The organism is Actinoplanes sp. NPDC049118, assembly GCF_040648555.1.
In the GTDB taxonomy this organism is placed as follows: domain Bacteria; phylum Actinomycetota; class Actinomycetes; order Mycobacteriales; family Micromonosporaceae; genus Actinoplanes.
Genome location: NZ_JBEZDY010000017.1, coordinates 65783 through 90824, shown reverse-complemented (window position 1 = coordinate 90824; position 25042 = coordinate 65783). Strand labels below are relative to the sequence as shown.

The window sequence follows — 25042 nt, the reverse complement described above, 5'->3', positions numbered from 1 at the left end:
GCTAGCGCTTGCTGTGGAATGCGTCAACGACCGCGGTAGGGATCCGGCCACGGTCGGAAACCTCGTGGCCGTTCTTCTTCGCCCACTCCCGGATCGCCTGGTTCTGATCACGGTTGACCCGCTGCGGCTGCGCCGCGGCGCGACGCGAGGTAGCGGCGCCGGTAGTCGTTCCACGCCCGCCCCGAGCGGCGACCGCGAGGTAAGGGTCGAGAATCTTGCGCAGCTTGCCTGCGTTTTTCTCGGACAGATCGATGGTGTAGTTCACCCCGTCGAGCCCGAACTCCACGGTGCGGTCCGCCTCGCTGCCGTCGAGGTCGTCGGTGAGAAGGGTAATGACTTGCTTAGCCATAAAGTCAGCGCTCCCAGAAACGTCGCGACCGGTATTCGATCGCGGCCTTGTCAGGCTTAACCATAGTCGCCGCAGGCCGATATTCGGCCACCCCGCATCGGGGGCGACTATGTGTGAGGCATCGAACACGCATCGGCGTCTCGATACCGGCTCGCCGGCACCATACCAGCGCGCATTTCGCCGCGCTGCGATCACTGCACTGACGACGATCAACCGCGAATAACGGCGTGCAGGACGCCTCCAGATCAGAACGGCGGGACAGCCCCGGACTACCACGGACAGCTACCACCCACCCAGGTTCTGGGAGATCGTCGAGAACGCCAATGGCAGCGATGCAGAAGCACCCTACCCGGCAACTTTCCGCTTCGCTGACACATCTGTGCTACCTATCAGAAACGGACCTAAGGGCGGAGATCGCTCCGCATTCCGACCTCAGTCGACGGTGAAGTCGATCGAGACGAACTGACCCTGAACAGGACTCCTGGCGCGAATACCTGACCAGGCCAGGTGTGTCACGTCGTCATCGAGAACCGGGTGCCAGGTGCCGCAGATTGCGTGGTCGCCGCCGGCTTCATCACCACCGAGATTCACCGCCGAAGGGAAGAAACCCCATGGCCAGGACCTTGATGCGCGTCGCCGCGTTGGCCGCCGTGGCGCTGACCGCCACGCTCGTCGCCGCCACCCCGGCGCAAGCTGCCACCGTGCGCCAGATCAAGACCGTGAAGGACGGCACCTGCGTGCGCCCCTACGCCAACCCGGCCGACCTGCGCGCACGAAGCTGCAGCACCAAACCCACCAAAGCCCGCAACTGGCAGGTCATCCTCGTCGGCCGGCTGAACGGGCACCCGATCTGGCAACTCAAGAACCTCCAGACCGGCAAGTGCCTGGCACGTTCCGGGACCACCGGTCTCGGTATCCCCTACTCCCAGTCGTGCAGCCTCGGCGCCAGCACCTATTGGGAGGTCTTCACGGTCAAGCGGGGCGGCAAGACCACGGCAATCGTGCTTAAGAGCTTCAGCGCCTTCGCGCACGCCGGCCGGCACGCCTGCCTGCGCTACGAGGGCAAATACCACCCCGCCAACGTGGAACTCGCCACCTGCGACATCCACCAGACCCTGCAGCGATGGCGCCCCTAACCCTGCCAGCCGCGGCCATCGCCTTCCGGCGCTGAACTCAACCTGACCGCGAGCGCTCCCAACCCTCCCAGCCGCCCGGCAGACACGGAGTAGCGATGCGACAGAACCCCACCCGAACGGACGAGCCATGACGGGCTGGCTGCTACTGGCCGCCGCGATCACCGCGGAGGTGCTCGCGACCACCACGCTGACTCTCTCCGACGGGCTTACCCGACACGCGCTCACCGCAGTCACCGTCGCCCTGTACGGCCTGTCCTACGCCTGCCTCGCCAAAGCGCTTAAAGCGGGCATGGAGATCGGCGTCGCCTACGCGGCATGGTCCGGAATCGGCACCACCGCACTCGCCGTCATCGGCGTGATGCTTTTCGGCGAAACCCTGACATTACGCAAGATCAGCGCCATCGCCTTGATCATCGGCGGCGTCACCCTGCTGCACCTCACCACCACCACCACCACCACCACCACCACCGCGCCGCCGGCCGACAACGCCGCCGTCGTCCACAGGTTGTCCACACCCCGGCGTCCGCTCGTCTCGGCGACGCCGAACCCGGTCGACGCCGCCCAGGCCAACGCCGCCACCGCTCAGCCCGCCGGCGCCATCTCCAGCGCGAGGACAAGACCATGACCACAGCGCAGCGACAGGTCCCTCCAACGACCACCTCGGATCGCGCCAACGCCCAAGCTCCGCGCGCCACCACCAGATTCCTCACCGAGGCACTGCGCGCGCCACACCAGATCGGCGCCATCGCCCAAAGCGGGCCACGCCTGGCAGCTCAAGCCGCCGGCCTGCTCGTCCCCGACGGCGACCCACAGACCGTCGTCGAACTCGGCCCCGGCGCCGGCGCCATCACCGACGTCCTACACGCCCGGATGCCGGCCGGCAGCACACTGACCAGCATCGAGATCAACACAACCATGGTGGCCCACCTCCGCGAAACCCGGCCATGGCTCAACGTCGTGCACGGCGACGCCATCGACCTACCCGCACTGCTCCGCACCGCGGGCCTCCCGCCGCCAGACCTCATCATCAGCGCCCTACCCTGGTCGATAATCTCCACCGCGACACAACCGCGAATACTCGCCGCCATCACCGACGCCATGCACCCGAACGGCACCTTCGCAACGGTGGCCACCCTGCCGGTGCGGATGCTGCCCTCAGCACGACGGTTCCGTCGCCACCTACACCGAAGCTTCGGATCCGTTTCCCAGACCCGGACCGTGTGGCGCAACGTTCCTCCAGCGCACCTCTACGTCTGCCGCAGCCCTTCGACCAGGACCGCATTGCGAGCTCCCACGAAGCGCTGACCTTCGTTGGCGTGGCTCTGACGGTCTGACGCGGCCCCACCCAGCTCCAATTGGCCCACTCCCATCAGACGCGGCCAGCGTGCGGTAGACAGTTGCGGCCGGCACCCGCGCGCCGCCTGTTGCCTCGCTCAAGCAGAGGAGAAGAGTGCGCAGGGCCGGGCGCATTTGGCAGGGCAATATACGATTTCCGCGTGTCATCAGACGATACGTCAGTCCCAGATGCGGCTGATCAACAAGGCTCGGCGTTAACACGCCTCCTTCGGGACGTTGGCATCAATGTGGTTGCTAACCTTATTGCGGCAGCCATCGTTTACCTATTGGGTGCAGTCGCGGGCTTGTTCCCAAAGAACGCGGCTGTAGTCGCAGTAGCAGCTATCTTCCTCGCCTTCACTGGCAGCGTGTCACTGATGATCGCCGCGCTCGCGTCACTTCGTCATTTTCGACGAGGCCGTCGCTTCTCGCAACGCAAGGTTGCTACGACGATGCTTCTCACGTCAGGTAGCTATACCGCCTGCGGCCTTTTCTTGTTTTTGTTGCCGATCTCGAGCCCGGGGACCATGAATCCGCTCGCGTTGGTCCTTTACGTCCCAGGCGCTTTTATGATCGCTCTCGGTCTGAGTGCCATAAGGCAATACGCAAAGGAGCGACGCAAGAGGCCTGAATCCGAGAAGGATGACAATGAAGTGGTCAATCCTCGGCTATAAGGCCTGGAATTCGATGCGCGCTCATGGCGATGTGAGTGCGTGCCACGAAGGAGGATCGCGCCGGCCCTCGGATCATGCGAGGTGGAGTAGGGCGCTCTGGTCGGTGACGATGGTGTGTGCGACGTCGGTGAGCCTTCTGTTGTTGCCTCGGGCGTAATGCGGATGCTGGTGAATGCGTCGTCGACGCTGATCTAGCGGGCTTGAGCGACGGCGCCTTTGGCCTGTTCGATCACGATCCGGCTGTTCGGGGCGCCCTGTAACCGCTCGGTCAGGACTCCGCCGCGGTGGATGGTGCGTTCCCGCAGCAACGCCTTGGCCACTCGGTCGTCTCGAGCAGGAACGTATTCGGGTTCGAGACTGGGGAGGTGCTCGTAAAACGACCTCAGGCATTCAGCTCTTGTTTTATGCTCTCCACGAAACCGTTCCGCACGCCCGGGTCAACAACATCCTTTGCCCAGACGGCGGTTATATCCTCCCAAACGCGGGTGACCCGAATACGGGGCCCGAGACGCTCGGCGACCCTTCGCACCCAAGCGTGATGATTTGTGATCTGCTGCGCATCGTCGACGGCATCTAATAGGTCGGCCACTCTAACATCGAGCCTCAGCGCGACCTTCTCCCACGCAGCGTCATCCAAACCCTGGAATGCCTCCTTCTCGGGCGCCAGGCTACCTGGAAGCCTTATACAGCCAACGTGGCTAGGCTGGTCGGCGTCCAACACTCCCAATGATTTCGCGGGGAGGTTTCCGGCGGTCGCAATATCGCCCAGCATTGTCACCGACGATGCTGCACCAACAGGTACAACGGAAATCCGGCCGCTGATCTCCGGCGCCTCTTGCCTTATAAGAGAATCCACCATTACGCTGGCTTCATTGTCTTCGCAGTACAGGAAAAGCTCAGGATGATCCTTGTCGTCCATCAAGGACATTGCGAACTCGGGCGTAATCCCATAAATTATTCCACGTGGCCCCGTGCGTTGCCCTTGGATGTAGACCCTTGCCTCTGTTGGCAGTTGTTCGAGGATAACGTGAGAATGAGTAGAGAGGATGAACTGAATTCGCCGCTTTCTTGAGATGTCGAAGAGTTCTGTCATCAGACGGCGCTGGGCGCGCGGATGAAGTGAAGCCTCCACCTCATCGATAATTACCAGGGAGTTGTTGGGTGCTGTCCGTATCAGGGCGACCAGGTCGGCAGTGGCATCTTCGCCGGCACCCTGATGGAAGTTCGAATATGCCCCCGTCGCGGTGGTCAGAATGCCTACCTGTTTTCCTGCATGCCTCGCCATTCCACTATCAACATAAGCCCTATTCATGATGCGCGACAAAAGTGCGCGATCATCTTCGCTAAAAGGCGTTACCTGGCCTGGAAAGTTGAGCTCCTTGGCAATCTTTCCATAGCCGACAAGGGTATTGATTGGCTGGGTGCGACTGATGTCCAGGTAAAATACCGCCCTCGGGTATCTATCCGGCATTCCGCGCCACCGTTTGCTAGGTTTCCGCAGCGTGATCGTATTTACGGCATCACCGCGCCGGATCTGATACTCAAGCGCTACGCCGTCGACGGTTTCCCAAGGGGTGTTCGGGAAAAAATCATCCGGATAGAATGTTAGGCCGTCTTGCTGGGAGGTCGTATAAGCGGCGGCGCTTGCCTTCAGGACTGTGCTCTTTCCAGCTCCGTTTTCGCCAGCTATAGCCGTTACTGGGAACCGAAACTCGACGCGTTCTCCACTCCAGCCCCGCAAGCCTGATACCTGGACCGACTCAAGGAACTGTGGCCACCCCTTCGATGTATTCCGAGCCGTGCTCCAGTCATGCTGAAGCGGTGACAGAGTCGGGGGAACCTGAGGCATGATCGCTACCGCATCTCTTCCCGGTCTCAACGAATGAAGCCTTCACATCGTATGCCAAGCGTGAACTCGCTGGATCGAGAAGCGATAGGGCTGCCAGACCTCAAGCTCGGGTTGCTGATGCGCACCCAACTGCCGCTCAGCGCAGCAACCGGGGCACCCGCGCAGTCAGAGCAAGACTCGGCGGGTACTCGTAGAAAAAGATCAAGCGGGGCCGCATCTTGCGCCGGTAGGCAGCCACATACTTGATCACTCCCCAGTTGATTCGGTTGTGGACGCCGTTGTCCTTGTGCCCGGCACCGTGCCGGATCTGCCGGGAGAAGATCCCGTACAGCGCCGCCACGGTCGATACGTCCATAGGTAACGCGGCGGTCATGGCGGTCAACGTGTCGATAGCCGAGCGCAGAGCGGTGGCCGGGTCACGTCTGGGCTGGCGCTGCCAGGAGGACGTCCAGCGGGTTGGGCCGAACCGGAGCCACCGGGTTGAGCAGGGCATGGCGCATCGCCGCAAGCGCGGGCCGCCGGATTCCCTCCGGGGCGAAGGCGTAGGTGGGGGAGGCGACCTCGCCGGCCTGCCATTTGTCGCGGTAGCTCTGGACGGTGCCGGTGACCGGGTCGCGGGCGGGGTCGTCGGTGCGCTGGATGAGTCCGTACGCCTGCAGCCGCTCGACGCTGTCCCAGGTCGTGCGGGTCAGACGCAGCTTCGCCTCGCGGTGCTGGCCGAGGAGGACGAAGCTGTCCCGGGCGGCCTCCGGGGTCTGCTGATGAGCCCACCGCAGCGCCAGGTAACAGGCGATCTCGGTATCGGTCAACGCGAAGATCCAGAGGTTGGTGACGAACTCGCGGGGCACGGCGAAGCAGTGATCGGTGGTGATGCGGTAGCGGGACTGGGCATCCGGGTTGCTGTCTTCGGCGAGCAGCGTCGGCTTGTCGTAGTCGCGGCGCTGTCGGCCCCTGGTCGTCATGGCGATGTCCAGCAGCCGCGGCGTGGTCTCCAGCGCCCGCATCGCTTCCTTGATCTGCCGCTCGCGGCGCCGCCGGATGGCCTGCCAAGCTATCGGCGGTTGCTGTTTCTGCCGGTGGTCCGGTGCGGACAGGACGAGCTCACTCCAGGACCGGTAGGGCCCGTTGCCGGTCGATACGGTCCGCACGTTGCGTACCTGGCTGCTGGGCGCGTGCCGGCACTGGGCGTCGAACAGCAGGAGCAGGTAGAGCCGCAGCTGCAGACCCTTCGACTGGATCAGCCGGTGCAGGGCGGGTCCGTGGGCGTCCTCGGCCGTGGTGGCCACGAACCCGTCGCGGACCAGGATGGCCGTCGGCTGCAGGCCTGCCTTGTCGTCGTGCTTCTTGCCGCCGTTGCGCCAGACCTCGCGCAGGTTGTCGGCGACGACCTCGTGCAGGGGCCGGGCGTCGCGGCCGTCGACGGCCTGCTCGAGCGCGTCGAGGGCGTGCAGACGCCGCGTGCGGGCGATCGTCGCGGCGGCGGAGTCGGTCGAGATGCTCATCGCCGGTTCCGCAGGACGCCGGCGTACCGGGTGAGGTGCGTGAGGACCGCGAGATAGTGCCGTCGGGTGGCCGGCCGTCGGGCGGCCAGGGCGGCGAGGGCGACCACGACCACGCAGATTGTGATCAGCGCCGTCGGGACGACGGCCACCAGGATGGTCGCCCACCCGGTATGGGCGAACAGGTCCTTCATGTGTAAGGCTCACCTCGGGAGTCGGCATGAGGCTCGTTCGCTGGCGCTTTCTCAGGGCCTCCAGCGGGCGGGCCATCGTGTTGATGCGCCGCCGGGCGACGCGCTGGAGTCCATAGTGCCGACGCGGGCGGCCGCTGTCTCGCCGTGATCTTGAAGGCCGCTGTCCCCTTCAACCGAACCAGAAGTGGTCACGACTTCTTGCGTCCTAGTTCGGCTGAGGGGTTGCGGTTGAGGGGGACATGATTCTTCCAAGATCTTCAGGACTGTCCGTGCCCTCGATACCCACACCGACGACCAAGAGGTGACACCTGCGCCTCTCAAGCTCTTCGCGGCGGCCCAAGGCGGGAGCAGCGCCGGGGTGCCCGATGCGGTGAAGGTGGCGCACAACGGCCGACAATCAGCCGTCGCGACCCGGTACGCCTCAGGCCGCGCCGATCACGCCCGCTTCGATCGCGACAGGGCCGGCACAGCGCTCCCACAGGAAAATCGCTGGCAGGAACGTCGTACCCCCCCCGGGCACAATTGCAGCCATGTGGAACGCGACCGGCGGATGGTCGGACGGCAGTGACGGCTTCCTGATGGCGCCGGGTGCCCGGATCGTCGGCCGCGCCGGCGACTCGTACAAGATGAGCATCAGCATCCCCACCGAGGAGCACGGCTTCCTCGGCCGGCAATGCCCGCGCTGCCGGCAGTCCTACCGCGTCGAGGCGGACGCTCACCAGGGGCTGCCTGACGATGCTGAGCTGTGGTGCGTGTACTGCGGCCATCACGACGATCCCAACGAGTTCCTGACCCAACAGCAGCTCGACAGGGCAGTTCGGGCCGTGGAGGATCTCGGGGTCCAGTTGATCGGTCAAGAGCTCGACAGAGCCTTCGGCGGCATCGCCTCCCGGAGGCCGCGGCACCGTTCCGGGTTCGGCATCCAGATCACGTACCGCAGCAAGCCGTTCTACCCGGAGCCGCTGCCGGGAATCGATGAGGAAAAGCTGATCCGGGTTCGGACCTGCGCCGACTGCTCGCTGCGGTACGCGGTGTTCGGCGAACACCGGTTCTGCCCGGCCTGCGGCCAGCTCCCCCCGATGATCGTGGCCCTGGACGCGTTGGCCGCCGAGACCGCCCGCCTCGACCTGCTGAAGCAGCTGCCAGCGCAGACGGCGGCCCACGCGCGTGAGCAGGGTGTGTTCACCCGGCTGTGGGTGGACACCCTGGAAAACCTGGTCGGCGTGGTGGAAGCGCTCGGCTCGGCCGTGTTCCGCGGCACGGTCGCGGACGCCGATCAGCGGCTACGCGGGAAGAACAACATCTTCCAGCGGCTGGTCGACCTCGCCGACCTGTTCGTCGACGCAGGGTATCCGGACCTGCGTGACAGGGTCGACGCACAGCAATGGCAGCGGTTGATCAAGTTCTGGGCGACCCGGCACGTGTTCACCCATAACGATGGCCTCGTCGACGACAAGTTTCTCGCCAAGGTGCCCGCCAGCACGGCTCGTGTCGGCCAGCGATTGACGATCACCGAAGAGCTCTGCCGGCAGGCCATCGCCGACACCGAGGCCCTCTGCCGGGCACTCGTGGGGCTCACTAAGCCCTGAGGGCAGCCGGCCCAACAGCGCAGGTGTGACCAACACCGCCGCTACGGCGAGACCGGAATGCGTGAAACGCGCCGCTCGGCGAAAGTGCCCTTCCGGAAATAGGGAGATCCGATCCGGTGTCGTCAGGCCGGGAGGATTCGGCGCAACAAACGGTCGTACCCTCGCGCCAAACTCAACACATGGCTCACAGCGACCGCAGCACCCGGACGTGATCGATCATGGTTCGAGACCACCAGAATGAACCAGCATGCTGGTTGTGGAGCATCCCGGCGCTCAGGCCGTCTTCTGCCGATCTCGACCTCTTGATCAAGCGAGCGGCACGACTGGACGACAACGGGCTGGCCCGGCGCCGGCTCTCCCGCGCCAAGGCAGAAACGCTGCGGTTCATTGAGTTCCACGAGGGACGATGCGCCGTGTGCGGGGTGCCCGACAACAACCTCGTTGTAGATCACGATCACTGGTCCGGTCTCATCCGCGGCCTTCTCTGCAACGGCTGTAACGTGCTGGAAGGCGCAGAGCGGGCCGATGCCATGCCGCTGTTCGCCAGATACCGCCGCCGGCATCCCGCTGCCATCCTGACCTACTACGAGGCCTACGCCACCGTGGGAGTCGCTCAGATCGTGTTGTCGCTCGACCGCCGGGAGAGCGCCAGAGAGCGAGATCTGGTACGCACAGCCGCCCTGCTCGTGCAGCGACTGGACCGGCTGTGTGAGCTGAACGTCGAGATGCCCCCGCCGCGGCCGCGAGAGCTCTGGGATGACGAGTATTTCGCCGGACGGCGTGTGGGACGGTGGCTTGGGAAGATCCGTAGCCGCTGGGAAGCCTTCGCCGCCTCCCGCCCCCTCGCCGAGATCGTCGCCGACCCAGGCCTGGCGGAAATGTTGTCGCTGATCTCCGACATGATGACCGTCCTTGGGGACGCCGCTGACCGCCGCCCGCCGGCAGACGAACCGGGTGTGGGCGACATGGCCCGGGAGGTAAAAGGGTCCTGCATGGCGGTGTTGCGAAACGCGAGGTAGTCCGCGGGTCGGCCTCAGTGGCTTATCTCCGGGACCTATCTCGTCGAGGACGCGGCGCCGCGCCGGATTGCGGCTTGCAGCGCAAGCGTGAACCGCCGTCGCGCGCCTGGTGGACGCAACCGCAGGTTGTACGGTCTCACCGGAAGAACCTTGGCAGAAGGAAGCATATGAGCGCCGCGATCCCTTGGAGTGAGTACGCTCCCGAGCAGGTCGAGACCTTGGTCGCCGCCTGGCTGGTGCGCGTCGTTCCGGGCGCCCAGCGTGTCGACGGCGCGGGCGGTGACGATGGCGTCGATGTTCGTGCGCCCGAACGCGACGGCATACACGTCTTCGAGATCAAGAGCTTTCACCGCCGGCTTGGCGGCGCGCAAAAGAAGCAGATCCAATCCTCACTAGAAACCGCGCTTGCGCGCCAGCCGAAGATGCTCGGTTGGACGTTGGTGCTGCCCCTCGATCTGACCCCTGCGGAGAACCGCTGGTTCGATGAGACGCTCGCCCCGAGTGCCCGGATCCCGGTGCAATGGATCGGTCGCACGCAGATCGAGTCTGGACTCAGCCTGCACCGCGACCTGCTCCGTACCCTGGCGCCCGGCTCGGCGGAACGACGAGCGCTGGACCTGGTCGCCCAATACCGACCCGTCCCGGCTGTCCCCGTCGAGCCTCCCGCGCAGTTTCGTGTCGGTGCGGGTGATGGAGGGATGGCCGCAGAGTTCGACGCGGCTCTTACTGCGGCCGGCGGAACTCCGGCTCTGGGTGCTCCGCTCGGCGATGTTGTCCGAGAGGGGCCAGGGTACGTACAGCCCTTCTCTGGGGCCGTGGTGGTGTGCGCTCTTCCGGAGCGAGCCGCCGCGGTCGTGCCGGCGACGGTGTGGCAGCAGATCTCACGGATCGGCGGCCCGGAGAACGGGATCTCCGCGGTGGGCTTTCCTGTTGCCCGACCGGCTCGGCAACAGCCGTTGATCATCGATGCGGCGGCCCGCCGTATCGAGCTTGACGGCGGCGAGTGGGGGCCCGGCTTCCTGACTCGCGCGAGTCAAGATGAACCTTGGTCGTGGGATCCGGTCCCGCGGCTGGACTTCCGCTTGTCCCACAACACGCGATGGACGGGCCCGGACTGGGCAGATCTCCGTGTCCGCGCGGTCGTCAGCCTTCCTTGGCGGATGTCATCGATTGAGCCGGAGATCTCCAAGGCACGGCGGTTGGCGCTGCAGAACGCCCTCGCGGATTCCGAGTTCTCGACCGTCTTCCCGGTACTGTCGATGCACCGAGGAGCGCGGCTGGCGCAACCGACTTGGGAGGTCGCCAGGGGCAACGACACCTACCAGTCCGACCGAGGAACGCACCTGCGCGCGCTGCTGCGGGCACCGGACGGCAGCAACGCCCTGTCCGGGGAGGTGATGGTCCAGCTCCCGGATGGTATGCATCTGTCGTCCGTCGTCGGCGGCGTCGAGCTGAGGATCAACTTCGCGGTATGGCGCGACGCACTCGTGCACGCCGGCGCTGTGCTCGATCCTGCCACGCAGCTCCGGCTCTCTCTGCTCGAGGTGCTCGAGATCCTGGCCTCGGCTTGGGGGACCGCGGCCACGGTCATTCCGAGGGCCGCCGCCGACGATCCGTCACGGATGCCGCTCGCCCGGCCGCCATGGGTGGAGATGCACCTGCAGAGTCGCAGCCCGATCGTGATCGGCGGGGCGGCGACCAACCTCGGACTGACCGACGTCATCGATCTTTCGGCCCTGGGAGAGCCCACCAGGGAAGGTCACCGGCAGGAGACGGGGATGCGATTCTTCGCGCCGTTGTCGATCGCCCGGCCCGACCGCCGGATCTGGCTCGCGCGTGGCCTCGCGCAGCTGGGACGGTCGTGGGGCTATGTCGATGCGGAGGCAGATGACCTGTTAGCCGGCGCAGCAGGGACCGGTCACTTTGGCGGCTACTCGGGAAAAACGTCCAGCGTATCGATTCCGTAATCTCGCAGCAGCAGGCTGGTGATCGTCTGCGACGTCGCCGCCGCAGTGTCATCACCGGCGTGCCCGAGAGAAAGGATCCGACGGATGTTCGGAAGGCAGGTTTGCAGCCGCCATGACTGTGGTTCAGTTCGCAACCACCGTTCGAGCACAGCAAGGCAAGTTTGCAGGTGTTGGGGCGCGAGGTCGGCAAGCTGTGAAACTACGTCGTCCGATTCCTCGATGTCGTTGCCTAGACTCAGCGCGACCAGTAGTTGACTCAAAGACCACGCGTCGTCAAATAGTCCCGAGCTGAACCAGTGACCGAAACAGGTGAGCTCGTGCGCATCGGCGCCATCCGCAACTGCTCGGCTGCGGAACATCCAGAATGCGGTAAGTCGATCGCGGAGATCGACGGAAATGGGATCGTTGTCCTGCAGCTGCGTTCCGAGCGAGCGCATCAGTTCCATCGCGTTCTCAGGGGACGCTTTGGCGTAGAAACGGCGTAGGAGTTGATCGTCGCTGTCAACGCCAATCAGGCCATGAAGGTATCCCGCCAGGAGTCGGTGTCCCAGCCCCATCGTGCGGAACTCATGTGCGGAATCGTCCGCGTCGGCTTCGATTCGGTCGACTATCGTTGAGTAGACATCGAGGAGTAGCGGCCACGTCGAGTCGCTCACCCGGCCGTCTGCGACATGACCCACCCATGCTGAGTCCAACAGCGCTCGTTGCTCGCTGGCGGTAGGGAATATGAGCGCGCAGCGTGTCCGCGCCCACTGGGGATCCATCCATTCAAGGCGCACGAACAGCTCGCCGTAGATCGAACGGACCGCCCCGGAGGGGTCCATCCAATGGTCCAGGTGGCGATCGAGGAGCTCCTCGACGTCGGTCAGGTTCGCCCGGTCCGAGGCGCGTCGCAGACGCAAGCCGTAGCCAACGGCTGTCCGGATAGCTTGCGAACGGACGGTGTTGAGCGACAGCGACCAGTAGCCCCCTTGCTCCTCGGGACCCGACCGGGCCTCGCGCTCGGGCGTCGGGTCGCGGTCGCGGCTGCAGCTGTCGATAATCGACCAGATCAACCGCTCACGATCTGGGGTAATGACGGTTGCCTTAGAAAGGGCGATGCTCAACAGCCTTAGCATGTCGATTCGCGGAATCCGCCAGTCCCGGGAGTCGGAGGCGGTGGCCTGGACGAGTTCCTGCTCGACCTGGTCGTTGATCCACGCCGACAGGTCCGTGATGCCATCCCAGTCCAAGACGGCATCGTCGGCGGCCGCTTGCCAGAACCCGTTGATCGCCGCGATGACGAAGTCCACCGGGAGGCCAATGAACAGGTGGGCATCCGACGAGAGAGCGGCGGCGTCACCGCGTACCTTGAGGCTGAGTGCCCCGCGCAGCGACGCTCGGCTCTGTCCGGGGTCGCTGCCGGGGCGAGCCTGCCACTCCTGCAGGTATTGGGTAAGAGCCTGCGCAGACATCGATTCAAGGGCGCCGGCGGACAGCGGTTCGCTCGCCGACCACACCGCGAATGTCTCGGGGCGCGGAATCGACGGGTCCGTGGGTTCGCCGAACTCGGCGACTAATGACAGGTAGCGGGCGTTCCAACTCGGGGGAAGTACCGGCTGAATGGCAAACAGCCGATCACGCTGCCATCGGGCGGCCGACCGGGATCGGATCGGCTCACGCTCGTCCGGATGGAACAGCGCTTGGGGCCCGTTCTGGACGGCGGTGAGATACCGCCGCAGGTCAGCAGCGCTCAGGAGCGCCGCACCGCTGTGCGCGAGGCGGAGATATTCCGTCTCAACGCCCCGCTCGCCGCCTACCAGGTCCGTGAGATGCTTGGCCACCAGGTCCGGAGCCGCGTCGACTCTGTTGGACAACACGTACAAGGCGATCCGGCGAAAGATGAGCCCCTCATGGGATTCTAGTTCGTCGACAACGGCCGGCATGCGGGACGGGGCCCGATCGACGAGGTTCAGGGACGCGGCGATCACGGCATCTATCAGCGCGTGCCAGATGTCGGATCTCCCCGGCCGCCCACCCTTGTCGATATTGGGCCGCCAAAGCCGGGAAACGTCGTCGGCGTGTTCTACACCCAGCCGCTGCGCCTCGCCCTGCATGACCTTGTCCAGCGTGCCCGCCAGGAGTTGCAGCGCCGGCACCCCGCAGGCGGCCACGACCGGCGGCAGATGGGTACGCAGAATGGCGTCGTACTCATAGGTGACAAAGTTGTCGGCCATTGATCGAGAAGTAACGGCTTCGCGTCCCAAGAGGGCGGCAGCGACGCTCAGCGCCTCGTCTGAGCGGCCGCCTTCGCACAGGTGCACCAGGAGGCGGCCTACCGGCTCAAGGAGCAAGAGACCGAAGCGACGCTCCAGAACGTCGACGATCTTCGGTACCAGTGGGACCGCCTCGACCGCTGGGACTGCCAGAGCGATGGCGACCACGTCCTGGCCCACGCGGCAGTTGTCTGTTCCGGGTATCTGGAGCGCGGCTGCCACCACTCGCTGCGGATCGTCGGCCGCGACCCGCGCGAGGTACTGCGATTCAGGCCACGACGCAAAGCCAACCGCCTCGGTCTCCTGGTCAACGTCAGGCGGCGGCGGGGCAACGAAGAAGCCGGCTTGCTGGAACGCTGCCACCCATGAGGCGGACGCTGTGCCGAAGATCTTCTCGGAGACCGCTCGATTGTTCGGGAATTCTTGACGGAGCCGCCTGGCGTGGGCCACCGTCGGAGCCGCCGTCGCCAGCAGCGCACCAAGGCGCTGGAACACCCGGAAGTAGCGAACCTCAAATTCAACCAGTACCGCGTCAAAGATCTGCTCGACGCGGTCGAAGAACTCGACGAACTCTTGACCTATCGGCCGCGGTGCGTCCATGGCGGAGCGGTGTGCACGAGCCGCTAGTCCGGCTAGGTTGCCTTGGCCGGCGAGCCCTAGCCAGAACTCGCTCACAGCGTCATCGGGGTCGAATCCGAGGTCGGCCATGATCGCCCGAATCTCGGCCTGGTGACCGCCGCCGCCGCGATCGGCGCCGCGCGCGTCCGGCGGCTGCAGGACAGACCGCACCGCACTCTCGACCTCGCGGAGCAGATGAGCAATGAGGTGTGAGGCGGAGGCACGGGCGGGAGCCTCACCCAAGAGTGTGCATGCATCACGGAAGAACTGGGCAGGTCCGGGGCCGACCTGGGTTTCCATCAGGGACACGATGCGCGCTTGGCGCGGAGACAGGGGATGGCTCGAGTCGGCCATCCTGCCGCCGTACGCCTGCACCATGCTCGCCCCTCCCACAGAAATGTTCTCACGGCTGCGCACGACCGAATGCGCGGCGATCGGCAGGGCACCGGCACTACCCGATCGGCGCCGCCAACGGCCGAAGCCAGCGCCGCGGTCCGGGGTGGGTTCATACTGAGGAACATGGCCGGGAAGATCCCGGCCAGCAACGATGCGGCTTCGGCGGAGAGCACGCCGATCAAACGTCAGGGTGCCTTGGCTATGGGCCTGGGCGGCCAAGAGTGAATGTCTCACCCGGCTGACAGATCTGGTACGAACCACCGGCGCAGGTCCCGGCCGTCCACCGGCACGACAGCCGCGCCGCCACATCTGCGGCGGTTGGCTGGCGCCACGCGCGGGTCATCCTCGGCAGCCCCGTCGCCGGCATCACAGTCCGGCAGCAGCCCCACGTTCATCCCAGCGCGGCGCTCGGGTCCGGTGATGGTGTAGCCGATGATCTGGTTGTCCACCGCGAAGCCGTTGTCCGGCCCGGCCCGGCCGAGCACACAAACGCGGCTGGCCGAGACACGCCCGGGCACTGCGAGCGCAGCCAACCGCGCCCCGCCGCACCCGACCAGACGAACACAACATGATCAACGACTCGGTCCGCCGCAGGTCACTCGCCGTCGGGATCGACCACTCTTGCGGCTGAGGTTTCAGGCCGTGACCCCAGGGCCAGACACGCCTGAACGCTAGCGGACCACCGCAGCTGACGGTGTCTTCGCGCCCGATCCCTGCATACGCCACCGCAGGGCCAGACTGATCAAGGACGAGGCAAGGCGGTCCACGCCCACCGTCGCCGATCCGCTATGGCCGAACACACTCACGGTGCCGCACCGACGGCAGTACCAGGACCGCGTCCAAAGCTCGATGGCGTCATCCACCACCGGGCCCCAAGCCTGCAACCGGTGGTACCGCGCGCGCAGCAGGGCGCCGCTGCCCACAGCCACGATGGCGAAGAACGACACGCCGAGCCACACCGTGCTGTCACCCGGTTCCATTACCGCCATCTGGAGGTTCCACATCGCCAAAAGAACAGCGACACCCAATGAGATAGCGGGCACGGTTAAAGAACGCGGTCTCCGTGGAGGAACTAATGCGCGAGCTGTTGCGCTCGTATATGTCACGCGTGCCTTGACGGGAACGTCGTACCCGAACCGGCCCGGCACGCGCCCACGTATAACGCCGACAGAACGCTCATCTCGTAGAACCGCAGCTACGCTCGCGAGTTTATCAACTTGGTGGCACTGGAGGCATTCGCGACGGCCTGAACGCTGCTGCGGAATCCTGGAGCCGGTCATGGTTGTTCCTCCAACTCTGCCGAGCGCTTCAAATATCCCTATGTCACTTGCCCGTCGAAGTACGTCGCGAGTTGAGGTTTGGCGGCGTGATTCTGAGCCTTGACGCAACAAGCAACCAATTAATCGGGAGGTTAGAGTTAGCTGATCAGCTCCGCCCGGCCGAGAACCCTCGGGTCGTCAGCCTCGATGCTGTAGAACGCGAGCGCCTCGAGGACTGCTGCGGCGCCGGTCTCACGCACCTTGCGGGCGAAGTATGCATCCTGCGTCATGCTGACCTTCGAGTGTCCAAGCTGGTCGGCGGCCGCGCGAGCGGAGAGCCCAGCGTCGTCCATCAGGGTTGCCACGGTCTTGCGAAGGATATGCGAGGTGAGGTCGTCAAGTCCAGCAAAAATGAACGCCTCCTTGACCGCATGGGAGGTATTCGACGGATCCTTGAGCGTCCCCGCTGACGATGGAAAGACCAAATCCCGGTCGCCCCACCAAATGTCGTCGCGGTGACTGCGTGCAGTTAGCATCTGGATTGCCCATCCGGGCAAGATCAGTGTTCGGTAGCCGGCCTCACTTTTTGGCTCAGGCTTGATGACGAGACCCTCGCCTTTGATGCGGATTACCGTACCCCGTACCTCGACGGTTCCGTTCTTCAGGTCAATGGCATCCCATGTCACGGCAAGCGCTCCGCCGATTCGCAATCCTGTTGCGGCCATGAAGTCGATCAGGTCAAGAAGGTCGCGCCGTCTGGCCTTCACATCGTATGTGAGGTAGCACCGGAATTGCTTCAACTCGGTGGCGGTCAGGGACTTCGGCTTGCCCTTCTTGGGCTTGACGCTGATGGGAGACGTGTCTCGAACCGGGTTGCGGGGCATTGCGTCGAGCCGTGTGGCGTATGAGCAGACGTTGCTCAGCACGGACCGGACGGTCTTGGTCAGGGCGGAGCCGTGGTTCTCCTCGACCTTGCGCAGGAAGCGCTCGGCGGTACCGGTGGTGAACTCTCGGCATCGGATCTTGCCCAGTGCTGGGATGATCTGGTTGTCGAGGCGGTCACGGTAGTTCTGCTTGGTGCCTGGCGAGCCTGGGGTCACCGAGAAGCCGGCCCACCATGACTCGGCCACCACGTCCACCTTCGTGTCCGGGCCGATCTCTCCGTCTTGGTTTGAGTGGGTCCGGTCTCGGAGGGCTTCCTTGAGAGCGCGCTCGGCGGCGCCCTTCGTGGAGCCGCTGCGCTCGACCGGCCGCGTGACCCCGTCGTAGTCGCGGTACTTGCACGTTGCGACCCAGCTGTTGCCGGACCCGTAGTGCCGGATCTTGCCGGCCGTCCCCAGGGCGAGCGGTGGCCGTCCCATCGATTTCCTGCCTCCCTTTACCCATACTTTATGACGCCAATCGTCGATCAATGACGAGCGCTCATGAATGAGATGGGTCTGAATAAGTCCTGGTGGCAGACTATGTCGGGAGGCGCTGAACGGCAATAGTGATAGATTCTCGCTTATCTGGCAGGTTATTGGTTCGCGCCTGCTTCGAGGGTGGCGATGAAGTCTTCCACCGACGATCGTCGAAACCGCATATACTTCCCAATACGGAACCCTTGGGGTCCGTTGCCGGAGGTTCGCCACTTCCGGAGAGTCGCGACTGGAACCTTAAGCAGCTCGGCGACCTCGTCAATAGTCAGCAGCTCGTCTCGTTGCCGTTTGTTGCTTTCTTCGGGCATGGTGCTTACCGTTCTTGGATAGGATTTTTGCTCCCGTTAATCGTGGCATCGGCGGGGATTCTCCGCGCTCAAATATTCCTGTTAGGTGATTCTATGTGCGGATGGATGAAACCCCAGCCCGCCAACGTAAATCAGGCTTGTGCTTGCGAGAGTCGGCCGCTATGCGAAGATTCCTGCCGAATCTAGATACCCTGACTGAAGCGCCGGAACCCGCCGCAAGGAGAATGCGCAGGATGGCGTACAAGTGCTCGGGCGCTTGCGAATGGCCGCCCTGGCGACCCAGGCGCGTCGAGCTCGGCATGTCCGTAGGCTTCCACGGTTCGTCCGACGGCATGATGCGCACATGAACCTGTTCCAGGCGTCGGTCACCGACGTACGGCCGCTGCTGAGCGAGGAGCGTCAAGATCTCCTGCGCTTGCTACGGGTGCTCTCGCCTGAACAGTGGCTAGCGCCGAGCGCAGCACCGGGTTGGAGCGTCAAGGACCTGGCCCTGCACCTGCTTGATGATGACCTCGGCTGGCTTTCGCGTGGCCGTGACGGGGATCTGAGCGGCAGACTCGCGATGGACGACCACGAGTCGTTCGTGGCCGCGTTGGCGGCGAAGAACCAGCGGTGGATCGACGGCGCCCAGGGGATGAGCGGGCGGGTGATCACCGAGCTGCTCGAGTGGTCGGGGCAGCAGATGGACACCTTCTACGCTTCCATGGATCTGCTAGGCGAGGGCCGCGTTGGTTGGGCCGGTGACGGCCCGGTACCGATCTGGTTCGACATCGCGCAGGACCTGACCGAACGGTGGGTGCATCAGATGCAGATGCGCGAGGCCGTCGACCGGGTCGAGGACTTCGCGCAGCGGTATCTGCCCGCTGTGTTGCGCACCTTCGTCTGGGCGCTGCCGCACCAGTACCGCGTGGCTGCGGCGGCAGGTACCGCGGTGCAGGTCGACCTGGCAGCCGGTGGTAGCTGGGTTCTGGTCAGCGACGGCTCGGGACGGTGGTCGCTCGAGGAAGGCGTGGCTGACAAGCCGGACGCCCGGGCGGAGTTGACGAGCGATGCTGCCTGGCGGTGGCTCACCGGGGCGGCCGTGCGGATGAACGGACTGCATCTGCAGGGTCCGGCAGAGCTGTGTCAGCCTTTGCTGGCTGTGCGGGGCATTCTCGCGTGATCGCGCTACCCCGTGCCCGACCGGTCAGCGAAAAATTGACGTCGGATGTACGAGAACATGAGGGAGGTATCAGATAGGACCGTGACAGGCGGAGTGCAAGACAGCGCACCGATCCGCATGGAGGTCATCGATGAGCGAGTTGAGCAGGCGTGTCGAGCAGGTCCGTACCGTGCTCGCCGAACGCCCTGACAGCGTCAAGTTCGGCAAGTTCCCGCCCGGACGAGCTTCGGCGGACCGTGAGCTGCCTGCCGGCTTGGCCGAGGTGCTGGCGATCACTGACGGGCCTCGCGGCGGGGAGATCGTCGTCTACTCCGCGGCGGAGCTGGCCCGGCAACGTTTTCAGCTCATCGGCGTCGAAGCGGTCGCCGACCCGGACGCGTGGATGCGTTTCGCGACGTTGAATGACGAACCGTTGCTGGTCCACCGGGAGACCGGGGAAGTGTGGTGGTTCCCCGACACCGGCGTCGTCTGGATGGACAGCTTCGAGTTCGAGAAACTCGCTGACGACGTCGAGGCGTTCATGACCGACTGGCTGCTCGGCGACGGCTACCTCGGCATCTGTGTCAGCGACGATGACTGGGCCCGGCTGCTGGTCGAACTGGGTTGGGCCGATGACGATGATTCGGAGGACTGACCGGCGGCGGTCACGCACGAGGTACTCTGCGCGCACGGGGCCCGTCATCAGTGAGCGGCAAGGCCGGCTGGCTCGGGGAGAACCGTTGGCGTGGCCGAAGCAATGGGACTCTGGTGTCTGCGAGGTCGTAGGCGTCCGCTGGTGGCAGCATGGCGCTTATGCCAACGGACGTGGTGCCTGAAATTCCCAACCAGCTCCGGGCAGCGTTCGTGCGCTGGGACAACGGGAGCCGGCAGCGCCAACAAGCCATGGCGTGGAACCGCCCCGCGTGGCAGGCCACTTTCCCCGAGCATCACAATCTGTTAGCGACCTTGCCGGACAGGCTCGACCGCACGATTGTTGCGCAGTGGGGCGCCGGCGCAGCCGACAGCGAGGCGCAGGCGGTCCAGGCGTTCGTCGTCACGATGGCGTGGGGATATGGACCTGCCGGATACGGGCCCTCCCGCGCGGCGCGGGTGCTGCGGGAGAACACCCAAGCGCCGCAGGTGCTCCACGAAGCGGCATGCATCGTGCGTAGTGACGGCGGAGCGGCAGCGTTTGCCTGGCTTAGCGAACACCGGCTGCACCGTCTCGGCGTCGCCTTCGCCACCAAGTACCTGTACTTCTGCAACGCCCCTGACACGCCGCCGGCGCTGATTCTTGACCGGATTGTCCAGCGGTGGCTACGCCAGCACGCCGATACTCAGGTGCGTCTCGACTGGCACGTCGGCGACTACGGCCGGTATCTGACGATGGCGTCCGCGTGGGCGAGCGAGTTGGGCATCGCGCCGGACGATGCGGAGTACCTCATATTCAGCGACATGCTGAGCGAGGAGCCGGGAGCCAGTCCATGGGCCCCGCCAGGCCGGGCAGCCGACACCGTGGCCGCGATGGAGGACGATGAGACCAGCGCAGTCCTCGAGGCAATCGACGATGCCGCAGCCAGCTTCGCCGCGCTGCCCGGCGTCAGCCCGGCCGACATGGACGACTTCGAACGCGGCGTCCGACAGCTACGACGTATCGTGCTTGCCCGCACTAATTGAGTAGAGCTCGCCGGGGCGCTGGATTGGCTCGGAGACCTCGAAACGGCCAAGTCCGCGATGCGTCTGCGCAGCAAGCACTACGCGGACGCCTTCCGGACTGCGGTGGACCGGTTCGGTCGGGTCAGGGTGTAGACCTGGTTGGCGGTGCCGGGAGTGCCGTTGACGGTGGTGGGGCGTACCCAGCACCACGGCGCGTGGGGGTCGTCGGCCCGGCGTGGGTAGCGGCGAAAGTGCCCGCGGCGCAGGTGGGAGCGAGGGCCGCGGCCGGCGCTGGGGGTGCGGCGCCGCGCGGCTGGTGGTGAGGTGGCGTCGACGTCGAGGATGTGCACCGTGCTGTCGACGACGTCGCTGGCCTGGCGGGGGACCGGTGCCCTGCTCGGCAGGATGTGCGGTTGGTGCCAGCTGGACAGGGCGACGCCGGCGATGATCGCGTCGACCTCGCGGCGCCAGTGGGTGCGGCTGCGGCGGGCAGGGACGGCGATGCGGGCCAGAGGCGGCCCCCAAGGATGGGCGATGGTCAGGCACCAGGCGAACTCGTCGCCGGGCCGGCCGTCGGTGTCGGCGGTGAGCAGGAGCCCTTCGACGGCGCCGCCGAAATGGTGCAGGGCTTGCAGCGGGGTGGGCAGCATGTCGCGGTCGGTGACGCCGGCGGCCTGCAGCCGGTACAGGACCTTCTCCAGCGATGGAGCTGCGGTGTCGGCGGCGTGGCCGCGGGCGTAGAGCATCGGTCCCAGGACGGCACGCAGCGATTCCGGCAGCGGGTCGCTGGAGGGTGGCAGCTGCCAGGGGGCGGCGAACGCGGCGAAGACCAGGGAGAACGGCAAGCGTAGGTCGGTGCCGGCGGGCAGCGCTCGCGCGTGCGGGTAGGCGCTGCTGTGCTCGGCGGGCAGCCAGAACGGCACCGGCGCTGTGTCGGGGTGCCACTGTTGGGCGGTGATGTTGTGCTGGTACCAGTGGGCGAGATCAGTGGCGTCGGCGGCGTGCGGAACCAGCGGGAAGTGACGCCAGGGCAGAGTGACGGTGGCGTCATCACGGAGGGCGGGCCTGGCCGGGTGACGGGCCGGCTGGTGTGGTGCGCCGCTGGTGGTGGCGCCCAACGCGGTGCGCAGCTCGGCGGCGTCTGTTTCATCGCCGGGGTGGCTCAGCCAGGGTGGAATCGTCCACACCCGTGCGGCGGCCGTGCGGTCGGCGGCGGTGCTCATCATGTAGCGGACCAGCGCCGCCCGCTCATCGGGGACGTCGTCGGGAACCCAGCCGGCCACCGACACTGGGCGGTCGACGCGCAGGTCGCCGCCGGTGTGTTTGCGAAACCACACCTTGGCGTATTGCGTGGACGCGCCGCGGTGCACCTCGGGAAGCCGGAACGTCACTCCCGCCTTGGCTGCCTGGTCGATGACGGTGCTGGCCGGCATGGCCAGCACCGCCTTTTCGGCGGCTTCCAGCTCGCGGCGGGCGGCGAGCAAGGCGGTGTGGGCAGGTCCGATGCGGGCGATGAGCCGGGCCACGGACTCCTCCCTGTGCCGCAGCCGGGGCCGGGTAGCGGCCTGTTCGCGGGCCAGCCGCCGGTGCGCAGCCTCGGTCTGCGCGGCCGCTTGGCCCGCGGCGGCGGCACGGGCGGCCTCGGCGGCGACCTGCGCGCGCAGCTGTTCCAGGTCGGCGGCGGCCGCCCGGTTGCGGCGCCGCTGTTGAGTACGTTGGTGTCGACCTCTCATCGCGTCCCCCATTCCGCCTCGTATAGGTGCGAGAAGGCTTGGTTCGCCTGCTCACAGGCACGCCTCGCCCGAGCGATGGCTGGATCGTCGCCGCCGAGCCGCTCGGTGTGCAGCAGCACCCGCAGCGCCATCATCAGCACGTCCTCGGCGTCAGCCCACACCCGCTCCAGGTAGTCACGCTGCTCGCACATCCGCGGGCTGAGGCCCGCATCCCGGTCGCTGCGGACCGCCGCGATAGCGCGCAGCAACCCGTCGAAGCGCGCGCCTTCGCGCTCGTCGGCGATCCGCTGCCGGCGCAGCTGCGCGAGCTCGGCCCGCAGCAGCGTCGGGGTGTCCGCGTCGTGGGAGCCGTTCATCGCCCGGCTCCCAGTGCGGGGCGGCGTGGTTTGGCCCCGGTCACCTGCGCCGCTTCGGTGATCTCATCTTCGCCGTACGCGATGCGCACCCCGGAGACCGATATGTCCGCGGCGCGGGCCAGGTCCTTGAGTTGGTACGGCTGAGGACGCACGAACTCGCGGCCATACGCGAGTAACAGCCGCATCCGGTGCTCGGCTTCGTCGATCTGCGCGCGGCAGGCCTCGAGCTCGGCCAGCAGCGCGTCGAACTCCTCGTCCTGCTCGTGTGCCGCGTCGTCCAGCTGCTCCAGACGGGCAAGATAGGACCGCCGCTCGTCCAAGGCGTTCTGGCAGGCCTCGCTGTACACCAGGTCCAGATCGGCGTCGTCCAGGTGGGAATTCACCTCGGCGAACTCCTCGCGGTCGGGCAGCGGAAACCGGATCGCAGCAACCACATCGAACAGACTCATGATGCATGATATACAGCGCAGTGCAGAAGATGCAATGCAGTGCATGGCGTGAGGCGGATCTGGCACTCTCGGCCCAGGCTCCTAGGATGCTTGCGGAGTGTAAGGCGCGGCGGCCGTGACAAGCCCCGTAGGGCCCGGGCTGCGGGACATCGAGGTGAGGCATGGCAGCGGTGGTGGTGACCACGTGCACGCCGGGTTCGGGCGTAGGCGACCACCGCGAGTGGCAGCCTTTGGCTCACCAGGGTGCCCGTCGTGACGGGTGTGGAGCTGGTGTACGGAGTCGCGGGTGGCCGGCATCTGCCTGGTGTGGCAAAAGCAGGCGGCGCCCATCAGGTCGCCGAGTGCACCGCTGGTCGCCGGAGCCGTCCGAGATGGCTGCTGCGGCGGCGGGTATGTGCGGCTGCTGCGCTACGCCGTGCCGAAGTCCGGGCCGAGGGCCTGCCGGATTTCCTCGATGAGGCGTTCGGCCGGGCGTACGCCGAGCAGTACCCGTTGCATGATGCCGTAGTGGAGCAGCACCGCGGTTGGTGTGCGGGTGACGCCCCACCGCTGTGCGGTGTCGGGGTTGGTGGCCGTCTCGGCGGTGGCGACCAGCAGGTTGTCGCCCAGCTGCCGGGCGGTTTCGGACAGCACCGGCGTGAACGCGCGCCGGGCTTCGCTGTCGTTGTCCAGAAACACGAGCAGGACCGGCGTGAGGCTGTCGATGACGCGGGCCCGGTACGTCGCGTCGGTGACGGGGGCGACGTAGCTCACTGGTCTTCTTCCGGCTGTCGCTGCCATTCGAAGGCGGTGCGCCAGCGGTTGTCGTCGTACAGGTAGCTGAGGAACGCGTCGGTGACCGCGTTCTTGGGCTGGCGCATGCCGGAGATGTAGTGACGGTCAGGGCCGCCCTCGCGGTAGTACACGTCGAGCAGGTCGTCGCCGTGGATGTAGCACTGGATGTAGTAGTGCGGCCGGAGCCTGAGGACTGCCCACCGTCGGCGGCTGGTGCTGGTCAGCCGGGTGATCGCGGCGCGGATGTCGTCTTCGGTCGCGCCGAAGATCTCGTCCTGGTCCTCGGTGTCAAGATTCATCGTCGACGCCCTCGAACAGGAACCGGTAGGCAAACGTCTGCAAGTCGTTCTGCTCGATCGGGCGGCCCTCGCCGCCGTCGATTGCCAGCCGCAGGCCGTCCTGCCAGTAGGCCCGGCACACTTTGTTCTGGAAATTCTGGAACTCGATCCACGCGCCTTCGGCCTGCTCGAGTTCGCGCAACTCGGTGAACAGCAGATCGGTGCGGGCGAGGCCGAGCTCGGTGCCGATGCTGCCGCCGCCGGTCTTCGGGTTGTCGAAACGCATCTTGAGGAACGGCGCCGGCAGGCGGTGCAGGTCGGCGGCTCCCAGGAACTTGGTCAGCCGGGCCTTCGCCTCGATCTCGGTTTCGCGGCCGGAGAACTCGCAGCGCCATGCCGGGAACACCATGTAGGTGACCTTGCCGAGCTCGGGTGTCTTCGGGTGCAGGTTGTAGACGGTCGGCAGGACCGCGGCGACCGTGTCGAACCGGTAGTCGGACGATCGCGGCTGGAAGTCGTCGAGGACCGCGAACGGTACGGCGGCCAGCACCTCGGTGCTGCGGTCGCGGGCGAAGGACAGCACGTCGGTCAGGAGCTGTTCGTCGCCGGCGCCGCGCATGTTCATCTGTACCGCGTGCGCGCCGTCGGAGGTCAGCGCCAGTCCGTAGGTGAACATGGTGCTCAGCGGCCAGGTCCAGGCGTCCTCGATACCCGGCAGGGGCCGGACGCCGGGGAAACCCTGGACGACGTTGGCGATATCGACCACAACACTCCTGTCCGATGAGCGGTA

At 65.8% G+C, this 25042-nt stretch carries 27 protein-coding genes; 10 read left to right on the top strand and 17 right to left on the bottom strand.

Annotated elements, in window-relative coordinates; all coding sequences use genetic code 11:
- Position 1 precedes the first annotated feature (1 nt).
- Together AB0B58_RS26370 and AB0B58_RS26365 are read right to left on the bottom strand one after the other, a co-directional pair.
- Positions 2-349: an Lsr2 family protein gene (locus AB0B58_RS26370; protein WP_360228786.1), complete on the bottom strand. Its 348-nt coding sequence runs from the start codon at positions 347-349 to the stop codon at positions 2-4.
- Between the two features lie 432 nt (positions 350-781).
- Positions 782-940, bottom strand: a complete 159-nt coding sequence (locus tag AB0B58_RS26365) for a hypothetical protein (RefSeq protein ID WP_360228783.1) — start codon at positions 938-940, stop codon at positions 782-784.
- 20 nt (positions 941-960) lie between these two features.
- Between AB0B58_RS26365 and AB0B58_RS26360 the strand changes: the two genes are divergently transcribed.
- The 4 genes from AB0B58_RS26360 to AB0B58_RS26345 all read left to right on the top strand — a co-directional run bounded on the left by AB0B58_RS26360 (position 961) and on the right by AB0B58_RS26345 (position 3494).
- Entirely contained in the window at positions 961-1485 is a 525-nt protein-coding gene (locus tag AB0B58_RS26360) for a hypothetical protein (protein WP_360228780.1), read from the top strand.
- Between the two features lie 127 nt (positions 1486-1612).
- Positions 1613-2110 carry a multidrug efflux SMR transporter gene (locus AB0B58_RS26355; protein ID WP_360228777.1) on the top strand — a complete coding sequence of 166 codons (498 nt, stop codon included), beginning with the start codon at positions 1613-1615 and terminating at the stop codon, positions 2108-2110.
- Positions 2107-2790: an rRNA adenine N-6-methyltransferase family protein gene (locus tag AB0B58_RS26350; protein WP_360228774.1), complete on the top strand. Its 684-nt coding sequence runs from the start codon at positions 2107-2109 to the stop codon at positions 2788-2790. The genes AB0B58_RS26355 and AB0B58_RS26350 overlap by 4 nt, the downstream gene beginning before the upstream one ends.
- Positions 2791-2981: 191 nt before the next feature.
- On the top strand, positions 2982-3494 hold the full coding sequence (locus AB0B58_RS26345) for a hypothetical protein (protein ID WP_360228771.1): 513 nt from the start codon (positions 2982-2984) through the stop codon (positions 3492-3494).
- 382 nt (positions 3495-3876) lie between these two features.
- Here the strand turns inward: AB0B58_RS26345 and AB0B58_RS26340 are convergent, their stop codons facing one another.
- The 4 genes from AB0B58_RS26340 to AB0B58_RS26325 all read right to left on the bottom strand — a co-directional run bounded on the left by AB0B58_RS26340 (position 3877) and on the right by AB0B58_RS26325 (position 7036).
- Entirely contained in the window at positions 3877-5343 is a 1467-nt protein-coding gene (locus AB0B58_RS26340; protein WP_360228768.1) for an AAA family ATPase, read from the bottom strand.
- A 136-nt stretch (positions 5344-5479) separates the two neighbouring features.
- Positions 5480-5716: a hypothetical protein gene (locus tag AB0B58_RS26335; protein WP_360228765.1), complete on the bottom strand. Its 237-nt coding sequence runs from the start codon at positions 5714-5716 to the stop codon at positions 5480-5482.
- Positions 5717-5759: 43 nt separating this feature from the next.
- The gene (locus AB0B58_RS26330; RefSeq protein ID WP_360228762.1) at positions 5760-6845 is read right to left on the bottom strand and encodes a hypothetical protein; all 1086 of its coding nucleotides are present in this window, start codon (positions 6843-6845) and stop codon (positions 5760-5762) included.
- Entirely contained in the window at positions 6842-7036 is a 195-nt protein-coding gene (locus AB0B58_RS26325; RefSeq protein ID WP_360228759.1) for a hypothetical protein, read from the bottom strand. The genes AB0B58_RS26330 and AB0B58_RS26325 overlap by 4 nt, the downstream gene beginning before the upstream one ends.
- A 530-nt stretch (positions 7037-7566) precedes the next feature.
- Between AB0B58_RS26325 and AB0B58_RS26320 the strand changes: the two genes are divergently transcribed.
- The 3 genes from AB0B58_RS26320 to AB0B58_RS26310 all read left to right on the top strand — a co-directional run bounded on the left by AB0B58_RS26320 (position 7567) and on the right by AB0B58_RS26310 (position 11611).
- Positions 7567-8625 (top strand): hypothetical protein, encoded by a 1059-nt coding sequence (locus AB0B58_RS26320; protein ID WP_360228756.1) that lies wholly within the window; start codon positions 7567-7569, stop codon positions 8623-8625.
- Between the two features lie 254 nt (positions 8626-8879).
- Complete coding sequence (locus tag AB0B58_RS26315; RefSeq protein ID WP_360228753.1) at positions 8880-9644, top strand: endonuclease domain-containing protein; 765 nt, start codon at positions 8880-8882, stop codon at positions 9642-9644.
- 167 nt (positions 9645-9811) lie between these two features.
- On the top strand, positions 9812-11611 hold the full coding sequence (locus tag AB0B58_RS26310; RefSeq protein WP_360228750.1) for a hypothetical protein: 1800 nt from the start codon (positions 9812-9814) through the stop codon (positions 11609-11611).
- On the opposite strand, the gene AB0B58_RS26305 is transcribed toward AB0B58_RS26310, so the two are convergent.
- The 5 genes from AB0B58_RS26305 to AB0B58_RS26285 form a co-directional block, all read right to left on the bottom strand.
- Entirely contained in the window at positions 11575-14862 is a 3288-nt protein-coding gene (locus AB0B58_RS26305; RefSeq protein ID WP_360228747.1) for a hypothetical protein, read from the bottom strand. The two genes, AB0B58_RS26310 and AB0B58_RS26305, sit on opposite strands and share 37 nt — an antisense overlap.
- Positions 14863-15110: 248 nt before the next feature.
- Positions 15111-15329, bottom strand: a complete 219-nt coding sequence (locus tag AB0B58_RS26300) for a hypothetical protein (protein ID WP_360228744.1) — start codon at positions 15327-15329, stop codon at positions 15111-15113.
- Between the two features lie 222 nt (positions 15330-15551).
- Positions 15552-15884: a hypothetical protein gene (locus tag AB0B58_RS26295; RefSeq protein ID WP_360228742.1), complete on the bottom strand. Its 333-nt coding sequence runs from the start codon at positions 15882-15884 to the stop codon at positions 15552-15554.
- A gap of 413 nt (positions 15885-16297) precedes the next feature.
- Positions 16298-17500, bottom strand: coding sequence for a site-specific integrase (locus AB0B58_RS26290; protein WP_360228739.1), 1203 nt, complete (start codon positions 17498-17500; stop codon positions 16298-16300).
- A gap of 155 nt (positions 17501-17655) precedes the next feature.
- Complete coding sequence (locus AB0B58_RS26285; RefSeq protein ID WP_360228736.1) at positions 17656-17865, bottom strand: helix-turn-helix domain-containing protein; 210 nt, start codon at positions 17863-17865, stop codon at positions 17656-17658.
- A gap of 343 nt (positions 17866-18208) precedes the next feature.
- Here AB0B58_RS26285 and AB0B58_RS26280 point away from each other — a divergent pair, with 343 nt between their 5' ends.
- From AB0B58_RS26280 to AB0B58_RS26270, 3 genes are all read left to right on the top strand, one after another.
- On the top strand, positions 18209-19027 hold the full coding sequence (locus AB0B58_RS26280; protein ID WP_360228733.1) for a DinB family protein: 819 nt from the start codon (positions 18209-18211) through the stop codon (positions 19025-19027).
- A 130-nt stretch (positions 19028-19157) separates the two neighbouring features.
- Positions 19158-19661 carry a hypothetical protein gene (locus AB0B58_RS26275; protein WP_360228730.1) on the top strand — a complete coding sequence of 168 codons (504 nt, stop codon included), beginning with the start codon at positions 19158-19160 and terminating at the stop codon, positions 19659-19661.
- 158 nt (positions 19662-19819) lie between these two features.
- Positions 19820-20683, top strand: coding sequence for a hypothetical protein (locus tag AB0B58_RS26270; protein WP_360228727.1), 864 nt, complete (start codon positions 19820-19822; stop codon positions 20681-20683).
- A 77-nt stretch (positions 20684-20760) separates the two neighbouring features.
- Here the strand turns inward: AB0B58_RS26270 and AB0B58_RS26265 are convergent, their stop codons facing one another.
- The 6 genes from AB0B58_RS26265 to AB0B58_RS26240 all read right to left on the bottom strand — a co-directional run bounded on the left by AB0B58_RS26265 (position 20761) and on the right by AB0B58_RS26240 (position 25018).
- The gene (locus AB0B58_RS26265; protein WP_360228724.1) at positions 20761-22395 is read right to left on the bottom strand and encodes a hypothetical protein; all 1635 of its coding nucleotides are present in this window, start codon (positions 22393-22395) and stop codon (positions 20761-20763) included.
- The gene (locus tag AB0B58_RS26260) at positions 22392-22751 is read right to left on the bottom strand and encodes a hypothetical protein (protein WP_360228721.1); all 360 of its coding nucleotides are present in this window, start codon (positions 22749-22751) and stop codon (positions 22392-22394) included. The genes AB0B58_RS26265 and AB0B58_RS26260 overlap by 4 nt, the downstream gene beginning before the upstream one ends.
- Positions 22748-23200, bottom strand: coding sequence for a hypothetical protein (locus AB0B58_RS26255; protein WP_360228718.1), 453 nt, complete (start codon positions 23198-23200; stop codon positions 22748-22750). Before AB0B58_RS26255 ends, AB0B58_RS26260 begins: the two co-directional genes overlap by 4 nt.
- A 408-nt stretch (positions 23201-23608) precedes the next feature.
- Positions 23609-23953, bottom strand: coding sequence for a thioredoxin domain-containing protein (locus AB0B58_RS26250; RefSeq protein WP_360228715.1), 345 nt, complete (start codon positions 23951-23953; stop codon positions 23609-23611).
- The gene (locus AB0B58_RS26245; RefSeq protein WP_360228712.1) at positions 23950-24273 is read right to left on the bottom strand and encodes a hypothetical protein; all 324 of its coding nucleotides are present in this window, start codon (positions 24271-24273) and stop codon (positions 23950-23952) included. The genes AB0B58_RS26250 and AB0B58_RS26245 overlap by 4 nt, the downstream gene beginning before the upstream one ends.
- Positions 24263-25018, bottom strand: coding sequence for a hypothetical protein (locus AB0B58_RS26240; RefSeq protein ID WP_360228709.1), 756 nt, complete (start codon positions 25016-25018; stop codon positions 24263-24265). The genes AB0B58_RS26245 and AB0B58_RS26240 overlap by 11 nt, the downstream gene beginning before the upstream one ends.
- Positions 25019-25042 lie beyond the last annotated feature (24 nt).

What these genes read in the sequence shown, in the direction of transcription:
- AB0B58_RS26290 (WP_360228739.1), bottom strand. Translation starts at nt 17,500, where the DNA reads ATGGGACGGCCACCGCTCGCCCTGGGGACGGCCGGCAAGATCCGGCAC.
- AB0B58_RS26295 (WP_360228742.1), bottom strand. Translation starts at nt 15,884, where the DNA reads ATGTGGAACCTCCAGATGGCGGTAATGGAACCGGGTGACAGCACGGTG.
- AB0B58_RS26360 (WP_360228780.1), top strand. Translation starts at nt 961, where the DNA reads ATGGCCAGGACCTTGATGCGCGTCGCCGCGTTGGCCGCCGTGGCGCTG.
- AB0B58_RS26330 (WP_360228762.1), bottom strand. Translation starts at nt 6,845, where the DNA reads ATGAGCATCTCGACCGACTCCGCCGCCGCGACGATCGCCCGCACGCGG.
- AB0B58_RS26355 (WP_360228777.1), top strand. Translation starts at nt 1,613, where the DNA reads ATGACGGGCTGGCTGCTACTGGCCGCCGCGATCACCGCGGAGGTGCTC.
- AB0B58_RS26340 (WP_360228768.1), bottom strand. Translation starts at nt 5,343, where the DNA reads ATGCCTCAGGTTCCCCCGACTCTGTCACCGCTTCAGCATGACTGGAGC.
- AB0B58_RS26320 (WP_360228756.1), top strand. Translation starts at nt 7,567, where the DNA reads ATGTGGAACGCGACCGGCGGATGGTCGGACGGCAGTGACGGCTTCCTG.
- AB0B58_RS26265 (WP_360228724.1), bottom strand. Translation starts at nt 22,395, where the DNA reads ATGAGAGGTCGACACCAACGTACTCAACAGCGGCGCCGCAACCGGGCG.
- AB0B58_RS26255 (WP_360228718.1), bottom strand. Translation starts at nt 23,200, where the DNA reads ATGAGTCTGTTCGATGTGGTTGCTGCGATCCGGTTTCCGCTGCCCGAC.
- AB0B58_RS26270 (WP_360228727.1), top strand. Translation starts at nt 19,820, where the DNA reads ATGCCAACGGACGTGGTGCCTGAAATTCCCAACCAGCTCCGGGCAGCG.
- AB0B58_RS26305 (WP_360228747.1), bottom strand. Translation starts at nt 14,862, where the DNA reads ATGGTGCAGGCGTACGGCGGCAGGATGGCCGACTCGAGCCATCCCCTG.
- AB0B58_RS26370 (WP_360228786.1), bottom strand. Translation starts at nt 349, where the DNA reads ATGGCTAAGCAAGTCATTACCCTTCTCACCGACGACCTCGACGGCAGC.
- AB0B58_RS26335 (WP_360228765.1), bottom strand. Translation starts at nt 5,716, where the DNA reads ATGACCGCCGCGTTACCTATGGACGTATCGACCGTGGCGGCGCTGTAC.
- AB0B58_RS26350 (WP_360228774.1), top strand. Translation starts at nt 2,107, where the DNA reads ATGACCACAGCGCAGCGACAGGTCCCTCCAACGACCACCTCGGATCGC.
- AB0B58_RS26245 (WP_360228712.1), bottom strand. Translation starts at nt 24,273, where the DNA reads ATGAATCTTGACACCGAGGACCAGGACGAGATCTTCGGCGCGACCGAA.
- AB0B58_RS26275 (WP_360228730.1), top strand. Translation starts at nt 19,158, where the DNA reads ATGAGCGAGTTGAGCAGGCGTGTCGAGCAGGTCCGTACCGTGCTCGCC.
- AB0B58_RS26310 (WP_360228750.1), top strand. Translation starts at nt 9,812, where the DNA reads ATGAGCGCCGCGATCCCTTGGAGTGAGTACGCTCCCGAGCAGGTCGAG.
- AB0B58_RS26325 (WP_360228759.1), bottom strand. Translation starts at nt 7,036, where the DNA reads ATGAAGGACCTGTTCGCCCATACCGGGTGGGCGACCATCCTGGTGGCC.
- AB0B58_RS26260 (WP_360228721.1), bottom strand. Translation starts at nt 22,751, where the DNA reads ATGAACGGCTCCCACGACGCGGACACCCCGACGCTGCTGCGGGCCGAG.
- AB0B58_RS26280 (WP_360228733.1), top strand. Translation starts at nt 18,209, where the DNA reads ATGAACCTGTTCCAGGCGTCGGTCACCGACGTACGGCCGCTGCTGAGC.
- AB0B58_RS26285 (WP_360228736.1), bottom strand. Translation starts at nt 17,865, where the DNA reads ATGCCCGAAGAAAGCAACAAACGGCAACGAGACGAGCTGCTGACTATT.